At 73.2% G+C, this 17,438-nt stretch carries 10 protein-coding genes, 1 tRNA gene and 1 other RNA gene; 6 read left to right on the top strand and 6 right to left on the bottom strand.

Annotated features, from left to right (window positions below; all coding sequences use genetic code 11):
- Positions 1 to 8: 8 nt before the first annotated feature.
- Positions 9 to 1,724, top strand: coding sequence for a ubiquinone-dependent pyruvate dehydrogenase (poxB, locus tag AAG742_RS01380; RefSeq protein WP_298710449.1), 1,716 nt, complete (start codon positions 9 to 11; stop codon positions 1,722 to 1,724).
- Between the two features lie 178 nt (positions 1,725 to 1,902).
- Here poxB and AAG742_RS01375 read toward each other — a convergent pair whose 3' ends face one another.
- Together AAG742_RS01375 and AAG742_RS01370 are read right to left on the bottom strand one after the other, a co-directional pair.
- Positions 1,903 to 3,510 (bottom strand): alanine/glycine:cation symporter family protein, encoded by a 1,608-nt coding sequence (locus tag AAG742_RS01375; protein ID WP_298710451.1) that lies wholly within the window; start codon positions 3,508 to 3,510, stop codon positions 1,903 to 1,905.
- A 263-nt stretch (positions 3,511 to 3,773) separates the two neighbouring features.
- Positions 3,774 to 3,858 (bottom strand) — tRNA-Ser (locus AAG742_RS01370).
- Between the two features lie 117 nt (positions 3,859 to 3,975).
- Here AAG742_RS01370 and ffs point away from each other — a divergent pair.
- Positions 3,976 to 4,072: signal recognition particle sRNA small type (gene ffs, locus AAG742_RS01365), an RNA gene on the top strand.
- 16 nt (positions 4,073 to 4,088) lie between these two features.
- Positions 4,089 to 5,111 (top strand): tRNA glutamyl-Q(34) synthetase GluQRS, encoded by a 1,023-nt coding sequence (gene gluQRS / locus AAG742_RS01360; protein WP_298710453.1) that lies wholly within the window; start codon positions 4,089 to 4,091, stop codon positions 5,109 to 5,111.
- A gap of 53 nt (positions 5,112 to 5,164) precedes the next feature.
- Here the strand turns inward: gluQRS and AAG742_RS01355 are convergent, their stop codons facing one another.
- Positions 5,165 to 5,767, bottom strand: coding sequence for a malonic semialdehyde reductase (locus tag AAG742_RS01355; protein ID WP_298710455.1), 603 nt, complete (start codon positions 5,765 to 5,767; stop codon positions 5,165 to 5,167).
- Between the two features lie 132 nt (positions 5,768 to 5,899).
- On the opposite strand from AAG742_RS01355, the gene AAG742_RS01350 reads away from it, so the two are divergent.
- Positions 5,900 to 9,406: a DNA polymerase III subunit gamma and tau gene (locus AAG742_RS01350; protein WP_298710457.1), complete on the top strand. Its 3,507-nt coding sequence runs from the start codon at positions 5,900 to 5,902 to the stop codon at positions 9,404 to 9,406.
- Between the two features lie 123 nt (positions 9,407 to 9,529).
- On the top strand, positions 9,530 to 10,129 hold the full coding sequence (recR, locus tag AAG742_RS01345) for a recombination mediator RecR (RefSeq protein WP_298710459.1): 600 nt from the start codon (positions 9,530 to 9,532) through the stop codon (positions 10,127 to 10,129).
- A gap of 81 nt (positions 10,130 to 10,210) precedes the next feature.
- Here the strand turns inward: recR and AAG742_RS01340 are convergent, their stop codons facing one another.
- Positions 10,211 to 11,437 carry a hypothetical protein gene (locus AAG742_RS01340; RefSeq protein WP_298710461.1) on the bottom strand — a complete coding sequence of 409 codons (1,227 nt, stop codon included), beginning with the start codon at positions 11,435 to 11,437 and terminating at the stop codon, positions 10,211 to 10,213.
- The gene (locus AAG742_RS01335) at positions 11,434 to 12,435 is read right to left on the bottom strand and encodes an ABC transporter ATP-binding protein (protein ID WP_298710463.1); all 1,002 of its coding nucleotides are present in this window, start codon (positions 12,433 to 12,435) and stop codon (positions 11,434 to 11,436) included. Before AAG742_RS01335 ends, AAG742_RS01340 begins: the two co-directional genes overlap by 4 nt.
- A gap of 249 nt (positions 12,436 to 12,684) precedes the next feature.
- On the opposite strand from AAG742_RS01335, the gene AAG742_RS01330 reads away from it, so the two are divergent.
- Positions 12,685 to 13,971: an aspartate kinase gene (locus tag AAG742_RS01330; RefSeq protein WP_298710465.1), complete on the top strand. Its 1,287-nt coding sequence runs from the start codon at positions 12,685 to 12,687 to the stop codon at positions 13,969 to 13,971.
- Between the two features lie 237 nt (positions 13,972 to 14,208).
- Here the strand turns inward: AAG742_RS01330 and AAG742_RS01325 are convergent, their stop codons facing one another.
- Positions 14,209 to 17,211, bottom strand: coding sequence for a S8 family serine peptidase (locus tag AAG742_RS01325; protein ID WP_298710467.1), 3,003 nt, complete (start codon positions 17,209 to 17,211; stop codon positions 14,209 to 14,211).
- Positions 17,212 to 17,438 lie beyond the last annotated feature (227 nt).

Below are 17,438 nucleotides of genomic sequence, written 5' to 3'. Positions count from 1 at the left end.
TGCGCACCATGGCCACCGTCGCCCGCAACATCGTCGAGAGCCTCCACGCATCCGGGGTCCGCCGGATGTACGGCGTCTCCGGAGACTCCCTCAACGGCCTCACGGACGCGCTGCGCGACCACGGCGGCGTGGAGTGGGTGCCGGTCCGACACGAGGAGTCGGCGGCGTTCGCGGCCTCGGCCGAGTCCCAGCTGACCGGCGAGCTCGCGGTGTGCGCCGGCTCGTGCGGCCCGGGCAACCTGCACCTCGTCAACGGCCTGTTCGACGCGCAGCGCACCCGCACGCCCGTCCTGGCGATCGCCGCGCACATCCCCTCCGAGGAGATCGGCTCCGGCTACTTCCAGGAGACCCACCCGCAGGAGCTCTTCCGCGAGTGCTCCGTGTACGTGGAGCACGTCTCCTCCGCGGACCAGATGCCCCGCCTGCTGCGCACGGCGATGCGCGCCGCCGTCGAGCAGCGCGGTGTGGCCGTGCTGGTGATCTCCGGCGACGTGGCGCTGACGGAGCTCGACGCCCCCGCCGAGGCCGTCCGGCACACGCCCTCCACCGTGGTCCCCGCGGACACGCTGCTCGCGGAGGCGGCCCAGGCGCTCAACGCCGCCCAGCGGATCACGATCCTCGCCGGCGCCGGCGCGGCGGGCGCCCACCGCGAGGTGGTGGCCCTCGCCGAGCGGCTCCAGGCGCCCATCGTCCACGCGATGCGCGGCAAGGAGCACCTGGAGTACGACAACCCGTACGACGTCGGCCTCACCGGGCTGCTCGGCTTCTCCTCCGGCTACAAGGCGCTCAAGGGAGCGGAGACGCTGCTCATCCTCGGCTCCTCGCTCCCCTACCGCCAGTTCTACCCCGAGGACGCGACGGTCATCCAGGTGGACATCCGGGGCGAGCAGATCGGCCGGCGCATCGCGGTGGACGTGCCCCTCGTGGGCGGGGTGAAGGAGACCGCGGAGGCCCTGCTGCTGCGGCTGCGCGGCAACGCGTCGTCGGCGTTCCTCGAGGAGATCCTGAAGGAGTACCGCACGACGCGGAAGGACCTGGACGAGCTGGCCACGCCGTCCCGCTCCACGATCCATCCGCAGTACCTGGCCCGCCTGATCGACGAGCGCGCCGCCGACGACGCCGTCTTCATCCCGGACGTGGGCTCGCCCGTGATCTGGGCAGCGCGCTACCTCACCATGAACGGGCGCCGCCGGCTCATCGGGTCCATGAACCATGGCTCCATGGCCAACGCCATCATGCAGTCGATCGGCGCACAGGCCGCGTACCCCGGGCGGCAGGTGATCGCGCTCGCCGGCGACGGCGGCCTCTCCATGATGCTCGGCGAGCTGCTCACCCTCGTGCAGAACGGCCTGCCCGTCAAGGTGGTGGTGTTCAACAACTCCTCGCTGAACTTCGTGGAGCTCGAGATGAAGGCGGCGGGCTTCGTCACGTTCGCCACGGACCTGAAGAGCCCGGACTTCTCCGTGGTGGGCGAGGCGGTGGGCCTGCGCGGCTTCCACGCGGAGACGTCGAAGGAGCTGCCGGACGCCGTGGACGCCTTCCTGGCCCACGAGGGCCCCGCGATCCTCGACGTCACGACCGAGCGCCAGGAGCTGACGATCCCGCCGAGCGTGGAGGCCGAGCAGGCCAAGGGCTTCGCCCTCTACGCGATCCGCACCGTGCTGGACGGCAAGGGCACCGAGCTCATCGACCTCGCCAAGGCGAACATCCGCCAGCTGTTCTGAGCGGACCCTGGCGGCCGACGGCGGCGGCCCGTCATCACCGGAGCCGGACAGCCCGCCCCCCCGGTCGGACCGTCCCTCCGGTCGGACCTGCGAAAAGGGACAGGATCTGCGTCGAGGACGCAGATCCTGCCCCTTTCTGCCGACCGGGCCGGCGCCCGTCGTGTCGGCGGACGACGCGTCAGGCGCGGTGCGAGCCGGCCTCGTCCACGCCGCCGTCGCGCACGGACGTGGCACCCGGGGTGCCGGCCGCGTGGCGCTCGAGCTCCTCGCCGGTCATGCCCTCGCGGACGAGCCCGTCCGAGCGCAGCTCCCAGAAGTCGGCGTTGCGGATGCCGAGCGGGCGCGGGTCGAACTGCGGGTCCAGGCCCTGCTTCTTCTGGGCGTGGTAGTCCTTGAGGGCCTTCAGGGCGGGGCCCTGCAGGAACAGGATGCCGATGATGTTCATCCACGCCATGGAACCCACGCCGATGTCGCCGAGGCCCCAGGCCGCACCGGTGGTGGTGACGGCGCCGTAGGCCACGGACACGAGGATCAGGCCCTGCAGCAGGCGGATGACCACGCGGCGGACGGTCGAGTTCTTGGCGCCGCGGAACAGGTACGCGACGTTGACCTCCGCCATGTAGTAGTACGCCACGATCGTGGTGAACGCGAAGAACGCGAGGGCCACCGCCACGAAGGAGGGGCCGAAGCCGGTGAAGACGGTGTCGAAGCCGTTCTGCACGAAGGCGGGGCCCACCTTGGAGTCGGCGGGGAGGTTCCCCTCGAAGAGGACCGGGGTGGTCACGGCCTCGCCCTGGTACACGCGGTACATGCCGGTGGACAGGATGATGAACGCCGTGGCCGTGCAGACGAACAGGGTGTCGATGTAGACGGCGAAGGCCTGCGCATAGCCCTGCTTGGCCGGGTGGGAGACCTCCGCAGCGGCGGCCGCGTGGGGGCCGGTGCCCTGACCGGCCTCGTTCGAGTAGACGCCGCGCTTGACGCCCCACTGCACGGCGAGGCCGAGGATGGAGCCGAAGATCGCGTGCGTGCCGAAGGCGCTGGAGAAGATCGCTCCGAACACGGCGGGGATCTGAGAGAAGTTCAGGAAGAAGACGATCAGCGCCAGGATGATGTACAGGACCGCCATCACCGGGACGACGTACACGGCGAACGTCGCGATGCGCTTCACGCCGCCCACCACGATGAACGCGAGGATGATGACGATGCCGATGGCCACGGCCCACGCGGGCGCACCCCAGGCCTCGTTGATGGACGACGCCATGCCGTTGGCCTGCACGCCCGGGAGGAAGAAGCTGGTGGCGAAGACCGTCACGATCGCGAAGATCACGGCGTAGACCTTCAGGACCGGGCCGAACGCCGTGTGCTTGTAGGCCTTGTCGAAGTAGTACGCCGGACCGCCGCGGTACTCGCCGGTGTCCTTGTCCTTCTCCTTGTAGATCTGGCCGAGCGTGCACTCGATGAAGGAGGTGGCGGCGCCCAGGAAGGCGACCATCCACATCCAGAAGACAGCGCCCGGACCGCCGAAGGCGATGGCCGTGGCCACGCCGCCGATGTTGCCCATGCCGACACGGCCGGCGAGGGACATCATGAGGGACTGGAAGGACGAGGTGCCGTCCGCGGACTTCTCGCCGTTCTTGAGCTGGGCGAGCATGTCGGGGATGCCCCGGACCTGGAGGAAGGCCGTGCGGAGAGAGAAGTAGACGCCTGCGAGGAGGCAGAGTCCGATCAGGGGCAACGACCAGATGTAGCCGTTGGCCTCATCGATGAATTCGGCGAAGGTCATGGTGAGTCTCCGAAGTCGGGGTGCGAGCACCGAGACGGAGCGGGATCAGGGAAGGCGCCCCGCGGCAGGAAGGGAATCTGCTGAGGGGAACAGTACGCCACTCTGTGATGCCCGTCTCATCATTGGTCGACGCGTGACTCCCTGAGCCCGTGCGCCCGCCGCCGCACCCACACCCGCGCTCGTCCAGATCCTCCGGACGGGTCGCCCAGATCCTCCAGTCATGCGAAAAGCCCCGTCACCACGGGGGTGACGGGGCTTACCCGCGGAGGATGGGGGATTTGAACCCCCGAGGGCGTTAACCCAACACGCGTTCCAGGCGTGCGCCATAGGCCGCTAGGCGAATCCTCCTTGGCTGCCCCGATGCGGAAGACCGCACAAGGGCAGGCTCCATCATAACCAGGTGGCGCGCCGGGACGCCAATCGCCCGCCCGACTGGCCCTGCGTCCGAGCGCTGGTAGACTCGTGGACGGCCCCTCACGTGGTGTCATCTCGCTGAACTCCCCCAGGACCGGAAGGTAGCAAGGGTAGGTGGGCTCTGGCAGGTGCGTGAGGGGTCTTTCACGTCGTCAGGAGGTCCCATGTCCGCTGGCCGCTATGCACCCTCGCCCACGGGGACCCTGCACCTGGGCAACCTGCGCACCGCACTGGTCTCGTGGCTGGCGGCCCGCGCGTCGGGCCGGCCCTTCCTGCTGCGCGTCGAGGACCTGGACCGCGTCCGCTCCGGGGCCGAGGCCGAACAGCTCGCCGACCTCGCCGCCGTCGGGATCACGTGGGACGCCCCGCCCGTGCGCCAGTCCGAGCGCACTCCCCGCTACGACGCGTCCGTCGCCGCCTTGCGCGCCGCCCACGGCGCGGACGTGGCGTACGAGTGCTTCTGCTCCCGCAAGGACATCGCGGAGGCCACGTCCGCACCGCACCCCACCGCGGAGCCCAGGGGCGACGACGGCGGCGCGGCACCCGACGCTTCCCTCGCCTCGGGCGCCGCACGGCGGCCTCCGGGCTTCTACCCGGGCACGTGCCGCGGCCTGACGGAGGACGAGCGGGCCGAGCGTCGTCGGACGCGGCCGGCGGCGCTGCGGATCGACGCGGCACGGGCGGCCGGCCTGCCGGCGGGCACCGTGCCGCGGGCCCACGCCCGCGACGTCCTCCACGGCGAGGTCACGGGCCTCGTGGACGACCTCGTCCTGCGCCGCAACGACGGTGCCTACGCGTACAACCTGTCCGTCGTCGTCGACGACCTGGCCCAGGGCGTGGACCAGGTGGTGCGCGGCGACGACCTGCTCGACTCCACGCCACGCCAGCGCTGGCTGGCTGAGCTGCTCAGCGCGGCGCGCGGCGAGACGGCGCCGCCCACCGAGTACCTGCACGTTCCCCTCGTGCTCAACGCTGGGGGGAGGCGACTGGCCAAGCGGGACGGCGCCGTCACCCTCGCCGACCTCGCGGCGCAGGACCCCCGCTGGACGCCGGAGCGCGTCCGGGACCGCCTCCTGGAGTCGCTCGGCCTGCCGGCCGGCCCCCTCGAGGGCGCGGTGGCGGCGTTCGACCCGCGGGGGCTGCCACGCGAGCCGTGGGTGTTCGACCCGGCGGGCTTCGTGGTCTGACCCGGCTGGCGGCGGCCGGCACCCGAGGCGCCGACCGCGACCGCGACCGCGGCTCAGAGGACCTGCGCGGCCTGGTCGAACTCGAGGCGGCCCTGGCGCGGGCTGACGGCCTTCTCGTGGTCGGAGGCCGCGTGGCCCACGTTGATCACCACGAGCGAGCGCCAGCCGCTCTCGGCATGGAAAGCGGCGTCGACGCCGTCGGTGCTGAAGCCGGCCATGGGGCCCACCTCGAGGCCGAGGGCGCGCAGGGCCACGGTGAGGTAGCCGATCTGGAGGAGCGCGTTGGCGCGGCCCATGCCGTCGCGCAGCTCGGCTTTGTTCTCCCACTGCTCCCGGAAGCCCTCGCGGAAGGGGGCGAGGTGGGGCATGTGCTCGTGCCAGCGCGGGTCGTAGGCGGCGATCAGGGTGAGCGGCGCCGCGAGGGTCTTGTCCGCGTTGAACCCGGCCATGTGCGGGGCCAGCCGCTCGCGGGACTCGCGCGACTCGATCACGGTCAGGCGCAGCGGCTGGCTGTTCATGGCGGTCGGCGCCCAGCGCACGTGCTCGTAGGCCTCGCGGACGAGGGCGGTGTCCACGGGCTGGTCCGTGAAGTGGTTCGTGGTGTGGCGGTCCTCGAAGAGGGCGGGCAGGACGGAGGCGTGGTCGATCCGGGTCATGACGGCCTCAACGCCCGCGCGGACGCACGCCATTCCCGCCGCTCCTGCACAGGCGTCGCAGCGGGCGGCAGGGGCCGACGACGGCGGCCGGCGGGCCGTACGGCGTCCGGGTGAGCCGCTAGGGTGAGCCAGGTGAGCACCGCCCTGTATCGACGCTATCGCCCGGACCGGTTCGAGGAGGTCATCGGGCAGGATCACGTCACGGTCCCGCTGCGCACCGCGCTGTCCAAGGACCGGGTGAGCCACGCCTACCTCTTCTCAGGCCCGCGCGGCTGCGGCAAGACCACCTCCGCCCGCATCCTCGCGCGCTGCCTGAACTGCGCGAAGGGCCCCACGCCCACGCCGTGCGGCGAGTGCGACTCGTGCCGCGACCTGGCCACGGGCGGGCCCGGCTCTCTGGACGTCATGGAGATCGACGCCGCCTCCCACGGCGGCGTGGAGGACGCCCGCGGCCTGCGGGAGCGGGCCACCTTCGCCCCGGTGCGGGACCGGTACAAGATCCTGATCATCGACGAGGCCCACATGGTCACCGCGGCAGGCTTCAACGCGCTGCTGAAGATCGTGGAGGAGCCGCCGGAGCACCTCAAGTTCATCTTCGCCACCACGGAGCCGGAGAAGGTCATCGGGACCATCCGCTCCCGCACCCACCACTACCCGTTCCGCCTCGTGCCCCCGGAGCCGCTCATCGCGTACCTCGAGCAGCTGTGCGCCGAGGAGCAGGTGCGCGTGGAGCCCGGCGTCCTTCCCCTCGTGGTGCGGGCCGGCACGGGCTCGGTGCGCGACACCCTCTCCGTGCTGGACCAGCTCATCGCCGGCGCCGAGCAGGGCGCGGTGTCCTACGACCTCGCGGTGAGCCTGCTCGGCTTCACGCCGGAGGCCCTGCTGGACGACGTGATCGACGCCGTGGCCGCGGACGACACCCCCACCGTGTTCCGCGTGGTGGACCGCGTGGTGCAGTCCGGCCAGGACCCACGCCGATTCGTGGAGGACCTGCTGGACCGGTTCCGCGACCTCGTGATCGCGCGCGCGCTGCCGGAGGAGGCCGGTGCCATCCTGCACGGCATGCCGGAGGACCAGGTGCGGCGCCTGTCCGCGCAGGCCGCCCAGCTCTCCCGTGCGGAGCTCTCCCGGCTGGCGGACGTCACCAACCTCGCGCTGACGGACATGGTGGGCGCCACGAGCCCCCGCCTGCACCTCGAGCTGCTGATGGCGCGCCTCGTGCTGCCCGCCACGGACGACACGCACCGCGGCCTCTCCGCCCGCCTCGAGGCGCTCGAGCGGCGGCTCGAGTACGGGGGCTCGCCCGCGGCCTCTGCACCGGCCCAGGCCGCCGAGGCCGCCGAGGGCACCCCGCACACGGGGGCCGTCGGGGAGGCGGCCGGCCTCTCCGGTGCCGCCCTGGCCCGCGCAGCCATGCGCCGACCCGAGGCCGAGGAGACCACCCCCAGCGCCCGGCAGCAGGACGCGCCGGCCCGCCAGGAGCAGCGCCCGGCCGTCCCCACGCAGGCGCCCGCCGCGCCCGAGACCCCGCCGTCGTCGGCCGCCCCCGCAGCGCCGACCGCGCCGACGCCGCCGAGCGCCCCCGAGCAGTGGTCCCCGCCGCAGCAGGGCGGATCCCCCACGCCGGACGAGGCCGCCGGCAGGGCGGACGCGGAGGGCAAGGGCCCGGAGAAGCCGGTCCCGGAGAACACCGGCGCGGAGCCGGCCTCCGCGCCCCCGTCGTCCCAGCGCTCCGGCGAGGCCGAGGGCCGGGCCGCGGCCCCGAGCACCTCCGGCACGGGCCCCTCCTCCGCGAACCCCGTGGAGATGGTGCGCCGCGCCTGGCCGGACATCCTGGCCGCCCTCGAGGACTCCTCGCGGCTGGTGTGGATGCTGGTGAAGGACAACGCGTCGGTCACCGGATACGACGGCTCACTGCTCACGATCGGATTCCAGCAGGACGGCCCGCGGCAGTCGCTGCTGGGCCGCGGCGGTGACCGGGTGCTGGCCGAGGCCGTCCACCGTGTGCTCGGCATCCGCCCGGAGCTCGACCTCATCCTCGGCGGGGATGCTCCCCGCCCCGAGCACCGCGCGCCCGCCGACGCCCGCCAGGCCTCCGGCCGGCCCGCATCGGGGTCGCCGCACCCCCAGCAGCAGCCCCCGCCGGACGCATCGGACACCCGCGGCCTCCCGCGCCCTCCGGCCCAGCCAGCGACCGCGTGGCCCGCGCCCGCCGACACACGGACCTCTCCCGAGCCAGGGCGCCCCACGTCCGCCGCGTCCGCGCCACCTGCGGCCGCGCCCGCTCCTCCGTCCGCGCCCGCGTCTGCTTCCCCCGCTCCCTCGGCTCCGACCGCGGACAGCTGGGGCCATGCCGGCGAGGCGCCCCCCGCGTGGGAGGACGCCCCGCCGAGCGAGGAGGACCCGTGGGACACCCTCCCCGAGTTCGACCCGGACTCGGACATGGAGGACTCCCCCGGTCCCGAGGGATGGGTGCCGCCGCAGGGTGCCCAGGAGGACGGCGGACCGCAGGAGAACGCCTCGAGCGGCACGCCCGGGTGGGACGGGCCGGTGCCCAGCCCGTCGGACTGGGGCACGCCGCCGCAGGCCGACCAGCCCGCCCCGGCCCCCCGGCCGGACGAGGCGGCCTCGCCCGGGGCCGAGCCCTGGGCCCCCGCCGGGCCCGCCCCGACCGCGGACGCCGCGCAGCGGCTCCAGGACGTGACCCCTGACGCGGCGGAGCGTGCCTACGATCCCGGACCCCTCGTCCGCGAGCCCGCCCCCACCATTCCTGTGTTCGCCCGGCCCGAGGCGGAGCTGCGTGCCGAGTTCGAGGCCCGCTTCGGCACCACGCGGCCCGCCGGCTTCGACGGCGGCTCCCGCGGCGGCGCCTCCGACGCACGCGGGGCGGAGCACACGGCACCGCCGGCCGCCTCGGACCAGACGCGCACGGGACGGGCCGGCGGCGACGGCGTCCCCCCGGGCCAGGGCGATGACCCCGCCGCCTCGGAACGAGAGGACCCCCACCCGGCCGCTTCGACGGCCGCGGTCTCGAGCGACGCCCACCCCGACGCCACCGGCGAGCCCTCCTCGGACGGGACGCCGGCCCCCGGCGTGCCCGCGCACGACGGGGGTGGAGCCCCCGCCGCGGGGACCGCGCCGCGCGGTTCGGGGCATCCCGCCAGCATGTTCCCGCGCCTCATGGAGCGTCTCGAGGCGGGCGGGCCCCTGGAGCCGCCCGTCAACGCCCGCGACGCCGGCGGAGACGGGACGGTCGGGCCCTCCTCGAACGGCCCCTCCGCCTCCTCCGGGCCGTCGGGGAGCACCGCTCCGCCGTCGGGTCGGCCGAGCCCCACCGCCCTGGGCGCCCGCCCAACGGGAGACGGCCGTGCCGCCGCCGGTGGGGAGCCTCCCGCACCTCCCGCGATGGACCCGCGTGCCGCCGCGATCCGGGCGGCCCGCGAGGCCGCACAGGGCCGCGCGCCGGCTCGGCCCGCCGCGCCGGCCACCGCGTCCTCCCCCGCCGTCGCGTGGACGGACGAGGTGGCCAGCGACGACGATGTGGCGCTGGAGGACTCCGGGCTCGTGGGCCGGGCCGTCGTCGAACGCGTGCTCGGCGGCCGGCTCCTCGAGGAGCGGCCGCACGAGCCCGTGCGCTGACCCACACGGCCGACCCGCGCCCTTGTCATGTCCGGTGGTCGTGGCAGACTCGCGTCAGCGCGGTGACCCCGCGCGGACGGACCGGACGGAGCCGGCCGGGCCCACGCAAGACGAAGGGACGACGTGTACGAGGGAGCGGTTCAGGACCTGATCGACGAGCTCGGGCGGCTGCCGGGCATCGGGCCGAAGTCCGCCCAGCGGATCGCGTTCCACATCTTGGAGGCGGACGCGCAGGACATGACGCGCCTCGCGGACGCGATCCGCACCGTCAAGGACAAGGTGCGGCTCTGCTCGGTGTGCTTCAACGTCTCCGAGCAGGACGTGTGCGCGCTGTGCCGCGACGCTCGCCGGGACGCCGCCCAGATCTGCGTGGTGGAGGAGTCCCAGGACGTGATGGCCATGGAGCGCACCCGCGCGTTCCAGGGCAAGTACCACGTGCTCGGTGGCTCCATCAATCCGATCGCGGGCATCGGCCCGGAGCAGCTGCACGTGCGCGAGCTGCTCACCCGCCTGCAGGACGAGACCGTGCAGGAGGTCATCCTCGCCACGGATCCCAACCTCGAGGGGGAGGCCACGGCCACCTACCTCGGGCGTCTGCTCGGCGCCACCGGCATCCGCGTCACCCGCCTGGCCTCCGGCCTTCCCGTGGGCGGCGACCTCGAGTACGCGGACGAGGTCACCCTCGGCCGCGCCTTCGAGGGCCGCCGCCTCATCAGCGGCTGACCGGGCACCCACGGCGACGGCGGCACCGGAGGTCGGTGCCGCCGTGGCCGCCCGCGGGGGAGGGAGCCTCCGGGGGACCGCTCAGGCCACGCGCGTGCCCGCGGCCAGCTTCCCGGCCGGCGTGTCGAGGCGGCGGTGTCCCCACCACAGCAGGCCCGCCGTGAGCGCGCCCTGCATGGCCAGGCCGAGCGGCCACACGGGCCATGTGCCCTCGCGGTTCGGCTCACCCGCCTGGTCGATCCCGCGCAGCTCCCCGTTGAGGCACTCCACGGACTGCAGAGGGTCCCTCTGGGTCCACCGCACCCCGCCCGAGATGAGGTTCAGCGCGCCGATCTGGCCCATGTACGGCTCCGACTGGGGCACCGGCGACCACGGCGTGGCGTCCGCGAGCACCACGAACGGGTTCGGCGCGAGCATCCACCCCGTCCGACGCGGGTCCGGGACCACCTGGTCCGTCACAGGGCCCCCGCACTGGTCGGCGACGAGGTCCCACGCTGCCGGGTCCTCGGCCGCCTGCGCGTCCATCTCCTCCGGCGTGGTGGCCTCGTCCATCGTGGCCGTCTCGTAGCCGTACCGGGGCTGGCTGGCCTGCACGGTGATGTTGATGACGGAGAGGGAGAGCAGGAAGCCGATCAGGGTGCCCAGCGTCAGCAGCGCCACGAGCAGATAGGTGACGACGACGGCGAACAGGGTGCGCCCCGTGATGGCCGAGACCGCCACGCCGATCCCCGTGATCACGGCGAACTCCACCAGGATCATCGCGAGGCCCACGAGGACGAACAGCGGAGAGACCCGTCCCACCAGCGCGGCCACCACGAGCCACGGCAGGGCCGCCACGAGGAAGGCCGCCGAGGCCACCCATGCCGCGAGCCACTTGCCCGCCATGAGGTGCCACGTCTTCAGCAGGGTCACCTGCGTGATGGCCAGCGTCCCGCCCGCCCGGTCGCCGGAGATCGCGTTGGCCGCGAGCGCCGGGGACACCAGCAGCGAGAGGGTCAGGACGAACATCAGGACGCCGTCGAACAGCCACTGGCCTGCCATGCGCAGGGAGGTCTCACGCTGAGCGTCGGACACCCCCTGCATCTCGCCGAGGGTGGAGGCGTGCAGGCCGAGAGCGCCGAGCGTCACGGCGCCGACCACGAGGAAGAACACGCCGAGCAGCGCGAACCAGCCGCGGGAGCGCAGCCGCTGGCGCAGCTCCATCCCGACGACGGTGCGCACCGCCGCCCCCGCGCCCAGGCGCGGGGGGACGATGCCGGGAGTCGGCGCGCCCGGCGTCGCGCTCGAGGGGGCGAGGACGTGGCTCACGGGCGTTCTCCTTCGGTGTGACGGCGGTGGTCCAGGTCGAGGTCCAGGTAGGCGTTCTCCAGGCGGGAGCCCTCCGGGGCGAAGTGGCTCACGGGCACGCCGTCGCGCACGAGGTCCGCGAGCAGCTCGGCGGCGGCCTGCTCGCCGCGCACCTGCACCACGACGCCGTCCCGGCGGTTCCCGGCATCGGCGCCGGGGACCAGACCGTGCGCGGCCAGGGCGTGGACCAGCTCGTCCCGACGCGCGGGGTCCGGCCCTGCGATCCGGTAGGGACGGGTCTGCGCGCCGGCCGCGGCGAAGTCCTGCGTGGAGACGGTGGCGCCCTCGCGCACGAACACCGCGCGGTCGGACATCTCCTCGAGCTCGGCGAGCACGTGGGAGGACACGAGCACGGCGGTCCCCGCGGCGGCCATGGCGCGCAGGTCGTCCCGCAGGCGGATGCGGGAGGTGGGATCGAGCCCGTTGGCCGGCTCGTCCAGCAGGAGCACGGCGGGGCGGTGCACGGTGGCGCGGGCCAGGGAGAGGCGCTGCTGCTGGCCGCGGGAGAGGACGCGCGCGGGGCGGCGGGCGAACTCGGTGAGCTCCACCCACTCCAGCTGCTCGTCCGCCCTTGCGGCGGCGGCGACGCGGCCCATCCCGTAGAGCCGTCCCAGGCTCGTGAGGATGTCGTGGCAGGTCAGCGACTCCCACACGCCGAGGGTGTCCGGCATCCAGCCCAGATGCCGGCGGGCCTCCTGCGGGTCGGCCGTCGCGTCCACGCCGGCCACGGCGACGGAGCCGGCGTCGGGACGCAGGAGCGTGGCGAGCAGGAGCATGAGCGTGGTCTTGCCGGAGCCGTTGGGCCCCACGAGGGCGGTCACGGTCCCGGCGGGCGCGGTGAGGGAGACGTCCCGCACGGCGTGGACGGGACCGAAGGAGCGGGCCAGGCCGTGGGCCACGATCCCGCTGCCCGCGGCGGGCGGAGGTGGGGAGACGTCGAGCACCGAGGAGAGGGTCATGCCTCCATGCTGACCGGGGCGGGGCGACGACGTCGTCCGCCCAGAGGATGATCCCGCGCGGCGCGGGGTCATCCTCACGGGCGGTTCCGGGCGGTTCCGGGTGGCCCGGGCCGACCCCACGGTCCCCGCAGCCCCGGCAGCTCACGATGCGGACGTCCCGGATCACACTGCGGGACCGGAGGCGGTGCGCCCCTACACTGGAGCGGTCCGTGGGGACACCTCGTCTCGACCCCGCCCGAAGGGAGCTCCATGAGCCTGATCGTGCAGAAGTTCGGCGGCTCCTCGGTGGCCGACGCCGCCGGCATCCAACGCGTCGCCCGCCGCGTCACCGCCACCGTCGCCGCGGGCCACCGTGTGTGCGTGGTCGTCTCGGCCATGGGCGACACGACGGACGAGCTGCTCGACCTCGCCGCCGAGCTCACCGACGCCGCCCCCGCCCGCGAGATGGACATCCTCCTCTCCGCGGGCGAGCGCATCTCCATGTCCCTGCTGGCCATGGCCATCCACGCCGAGGGCGTGCAGGCCTGCTCCTTCACGGGATCGCAGGCCGGCATGATGACGGACACGTCGTACGGCCGCGCCCGGATCGTGAAGGTCAGCCCGCACCGCGTGCAGGGCGCTCTCGACGACGGCGCCGTCGCCATCGTGGCCGGCTTCCAGGGCATGAGCCCCGAGTCCCAGGACATCACCACGATGGGCCGCGGCGGCTCGGACACCACCGCCGTCGCCCTCGCCGCGGCGCTCAAGGCGGACGTGTGCGAGATCTACACGGACGTGGACGGCGTGTACTCGGCCGACCCGCGCGTCGTGCCCACCGCCCGCAAGCTCGGCGAGCTCTCCTCCGAGGAGACCCTCGAGCTGGCCGCCTCCGGCGCCAAGGTGCTCCACCTGCGCTCCGTCGAGTACGCGCGCCGCTTCGGCGTGCCGATCCACGTGCGCTCCTCCTTCTCCGACCACGAGGGCACGTGGATCATGCCCGACCCGAACGACACCATCACCCTGCAGGAAGGCGCTCCCATGGAACAGCCCATCGTCGCCGGCGTGGCGCACGACCGCTCCGAGGGCAAGGTCACGATCGTCGGCGTCCCGGACGTCCCCGGCAAGGCCGCCGAGATCTTCCGCGTGATCGCCGAGTCCAACGTGAACATCGACATGATCGTGCAGAACGTCTCGCGCGCGGGCTCCGGCCGCACGGACATCTCCTTCACCCTCCCGATCGTGGAGGGCAAGGACGCCCTGGCCGCCCTGCGCGCGGCGCAGGAGCGCATCGGCTTCGAGGACATCGAGTCGGACAAGGAGATCGGCAAGCTCTCTCTCGTGGGCGCGGGCATGCGCTCCAACCCGGGCGTCTCGGCCACCTTCTTCAAGGCCCTCTCGGACGCCGGCGTGAACGTGGACATGATCTCCACCTCGGAGATCCGCATCTCCGTGGTCACCGCGGAGGACAAGCTCGACGACGCCGTGCGCGCCATCCACACCGCGTTCGACCTGGACGCCGACGAGCAGGCCACCGTCTACGGGGGCACCGGACGCTGAGCCCTGACGCCGGCCCCGGGGGCCCGGGCGCCCTGCTCGAGCCCGACGCCGGATGGACCGGCTTCGCAGCGCTGCTCTCCCCGCGCCTGGGCCAGGAGGACTGAGCGGCGCACGCGCCGCCGTCGCCCTCCCTCGCGCACATGGACGCCGCCGCCCCCGCACCGTCACGGAGAAGGTGCGGGGGCGGCGTCGTGAGCGCCCGTCTCGTCAACGAGGACGATGGGGGTCAGGCTCCGGTCACGGGACCGTGACGGTCACGTCGGTCGCAGCGCCGTCGGCCCAGATGACCTGTCCGCGCCACGTGCCGTCGGTGAGGCCGGACCAGGACAGCTCAGCCTCGGTGAGCTCACCGTTGGTGACGGGCACGGGGTTCGGGGTCACGGTGAGGTTGCCCGCGTCCTCGCGCAGCTCGAGCGTGTCCAGGGACGCGTCGTCCGCGCCGCCGTCGGCGGTGGCGTAGAGGTTGGCGATCACGAGGTACTCACCGGCCACCGGGTTGTCGAGGGTGATGGTCTCGCTCGCCGACTCGGTCGCCATCTGCACGACCTTGCCCTCGGGGGTGACCACGGCGAGATCCCAGTCGGCGTCCGAGGCGCCGGCGTTGATGCTGGCCACGAAGGACTTGGCACCCTCGCCCACGGTCACGGTCTTCACCGCGGTGGAGGTGTTCTCGTTGACGGAGATGGACTCGCCCGGGGTCTTGGTCACGGGGGTGGCGTCCACCTTGCCGAGGCCCAGGATCTGCGGGGTCAGCTCACCGGTCATGCCGGGGTTGATCTCCACCGTGGCGGAGCCGGAGGCGCCGGAGCCGGTGACCGACGACGTCGCGGTGGCCGCCAGGGCCTTGAGGGTCACGGGGGAGGTGACCTCCGGGACGGCCTTGCCCTTGGCGGTGCTCCAGGTGAAGGAGCCGTGGGTCCACTCGTTCGTCGGGGCGTCCGTGCGGGTGAAGGTCAGGGTGACCTCGGCGGACTGGCCCTTCTTGAGGTCCAGGTACGACGGCGAGGCGGTCACCTCGAAGCCGGGCACCGAGCCGGAGAACTGCCAGCGGCCGTTCTCGAGGGCGGTCACGGTGCGCGTCACGGAGGTGGAGCCCACCACATCGGGGATGGCCACGGAGGGGATGTTGACCTCGCGCCCGGCGATGTCACCCATGATCAGGGCGTCCCACTGGGTGGCGTCGGACTCGTAGACCAGACCCGGGCGGTCGGCGGCCTTCGGGTCCGCGGAGCCGGCACCGGTGGCGAAGTTGTCCTCGTTGACGGAGCCGTCCGCGGTGAACACGTCGCCGGCGGTGGTCATGAGCGCCGACTTGACCGCCATGGGCGACCACTCCGGGTGCTTGCCGATCAGCAGGGACGCCATGCCGGCGAGGTTCGGGGCCGCCATGGACGTGCCGGACATGAGCCCGAACTCGTTGCCCTCGTAGGACGGGTCCAGGGGGGAGACGCCGGCGATCACGTTCACGCCGGGGGCGGCGACGTCGGGCTTGAGGAACTCCTGGTTCACGGCGTTGGACGGGCCGCGCGAGGAGAATCCGGCGATCTGGGGCAGCGGGTCCTCGGGCAGGCCCGTGGTGTCCTGCGGCACGAGCGTGGCGGTGAGGCCGCCGGCCTTGACCTTCTCGATGATCGAGGCGTCGTTCGTGTGCACGGTGGGGACCGAGTGGATGTCCGCGTCCAGGGAGCTGGGTGTGACGTTCACGAGGATCATGCCGACGCCGCCGGCCTCGGCCACCACCTGGGACTTCTCGACGCGGGCGTTCTGGCCGCGCTCGCAGAGCACGATCTTGCCGGCGGTCTTGGCCGGGTCCAGGGAGCCGGGCAGGCACAGGCGGGCCTGGTCGGCGGTGGCGCCGGCGGCGGCCACCTGGGACGCGTGCACGACCTCCGCCGGGCCGACGCCGGTGCGGGACGAGGAGGCGCCGCGGACCTTGGTGCCGTCCGAGAACTCCACGGTGCCGGTGAGCTCGTTGGAGAAGGTCTCCGCGGCCACGGTGGTGACCCACGGGGAGGAGTGGTTCACGGTGTTGGCGGTGGGGCCGGAGTTGCCGCCGGAGGCGGAGACGAAGATGCCAGCCTCGGCGGCGGAGCGGAAGGCCATGGCCACCGGGTCCACGACGGAGGTGTTGTTGCCGGAGATCGAGTAGTTGAGCACGTCCACGTTGTTCTCGATGGCCTGCTCGACGGCGGCCACGGAGGCGGAGGTGTAGCAGCCGCCGGTGTCCGGATCGGTGTCCTCCCAGCAGATCTTGTAGGAGATCAGCTTCGCGGCGGGGGCCACGCCGGCGCCCTCGCCGAACGAGTCGCCGTTGATGTCCTGCGCCACGCCGGTGTTGCCCAGGATCGTGGTGGCCACGTGGGTGCCGTGGGAGGCGACACCGAGAGGGGAGATGCGCTCGTTGGGGTCGCGCTCGTCGATCGGGACGAAGCGCTCGAAGTCCTCGGAGAAGGCGTAGGCGCCCAGCAGCTTGCTGTCGCACGAGGAGGCCGGGAAGTCGGGGCCGGTCTCGCACTCGGCGACGGCGGTGGTGCCGTCCGCCTTGAGCATGGCGATCTGGCCGTCCGCGGTGCGGTACGGCTCGCCCACCTTCGGCTTGCCCTTGAGCGGGCCGACCGGCTCGCCGTCGATGAACGGGTTGTCCGGGTGGATGCCGGAGTCGATGACGCCGACCACGACGCCCTTGCCGGCGTTCTTCGCGGAGCCGTACGTGGTCTTCCAGGTGCCTTTGCTGCCGGGAAGGCCGAGGAACTCGGTGGAGGTGTAGTCGGGGGCGACCTGCTCGTCCGGAGTCACAGCGAGGACGCTGCGGTCCTTGCTCAGCTGGAGCGCCTCCTCCGCGGTGAGCTCCGCGACGAACGCGTTCACGGCGCGCTGGAAGGTCATGGCCGGCGCGACGCCGTGGGCCTGCGCGACCTTCTCCTGCTGGCGCTTGAGCTTGGCCTCGTAGTTCTTCACGCGGGGGTGCGACGGATCGAACTTCTCCTTGGGCGCGGCGCCCGGGGCCGGGGCTCCGGCCTCCTCGGCGGTCACCGAGGGCTGATCCGCGAGGATCACGAAGTAGCGGCCGTCCTCGAACTGCTGGTCCACGCTGAGCTTGCCCTGGGGGCTGGAGGCGGCGGCGCCGGAAGGCGGCTGGACAGCCGAGGCCGGAGCGGCCAGCGCGGGAGCGCCGAGCAGGCTGGCGCCGAGGACGGCGGCGGCGAGACGACGCCGGGCAGGGGTGTGGGAACGGGGCATGGCCTCCGCCTTTCTCATCAAGGACAGGTCCGGGTGCCGCTTCGTCGCTGAGGCGGTGGGAGCGGGGGCAGTCGAGGCCGGAGAGCCTGTGTGACTCGCACCACAGTCGGATGGATGCAATGTAGCTCACAGCGTCCGGTTTGGCCAGACGATCGTCAGCCCTCCCCCCCAGGAGCGACACAGAGGGCCCGCCGGGCGCGGGGCACGGTCCGGCCGGCGGCCGCGTG

This window comes from Micrococcus sp. 2A, assembly GCF_039519235.1.
GTDB lineage: Bacteria > Actinomycetota > Actinomycetes > Actinomycetales > Micrococcaceae > Micrococcus.
Note: the sequence above shows the minus strand (reverse complement) of the source record. Positions and strands in the feature narration are given on the sequence as shown.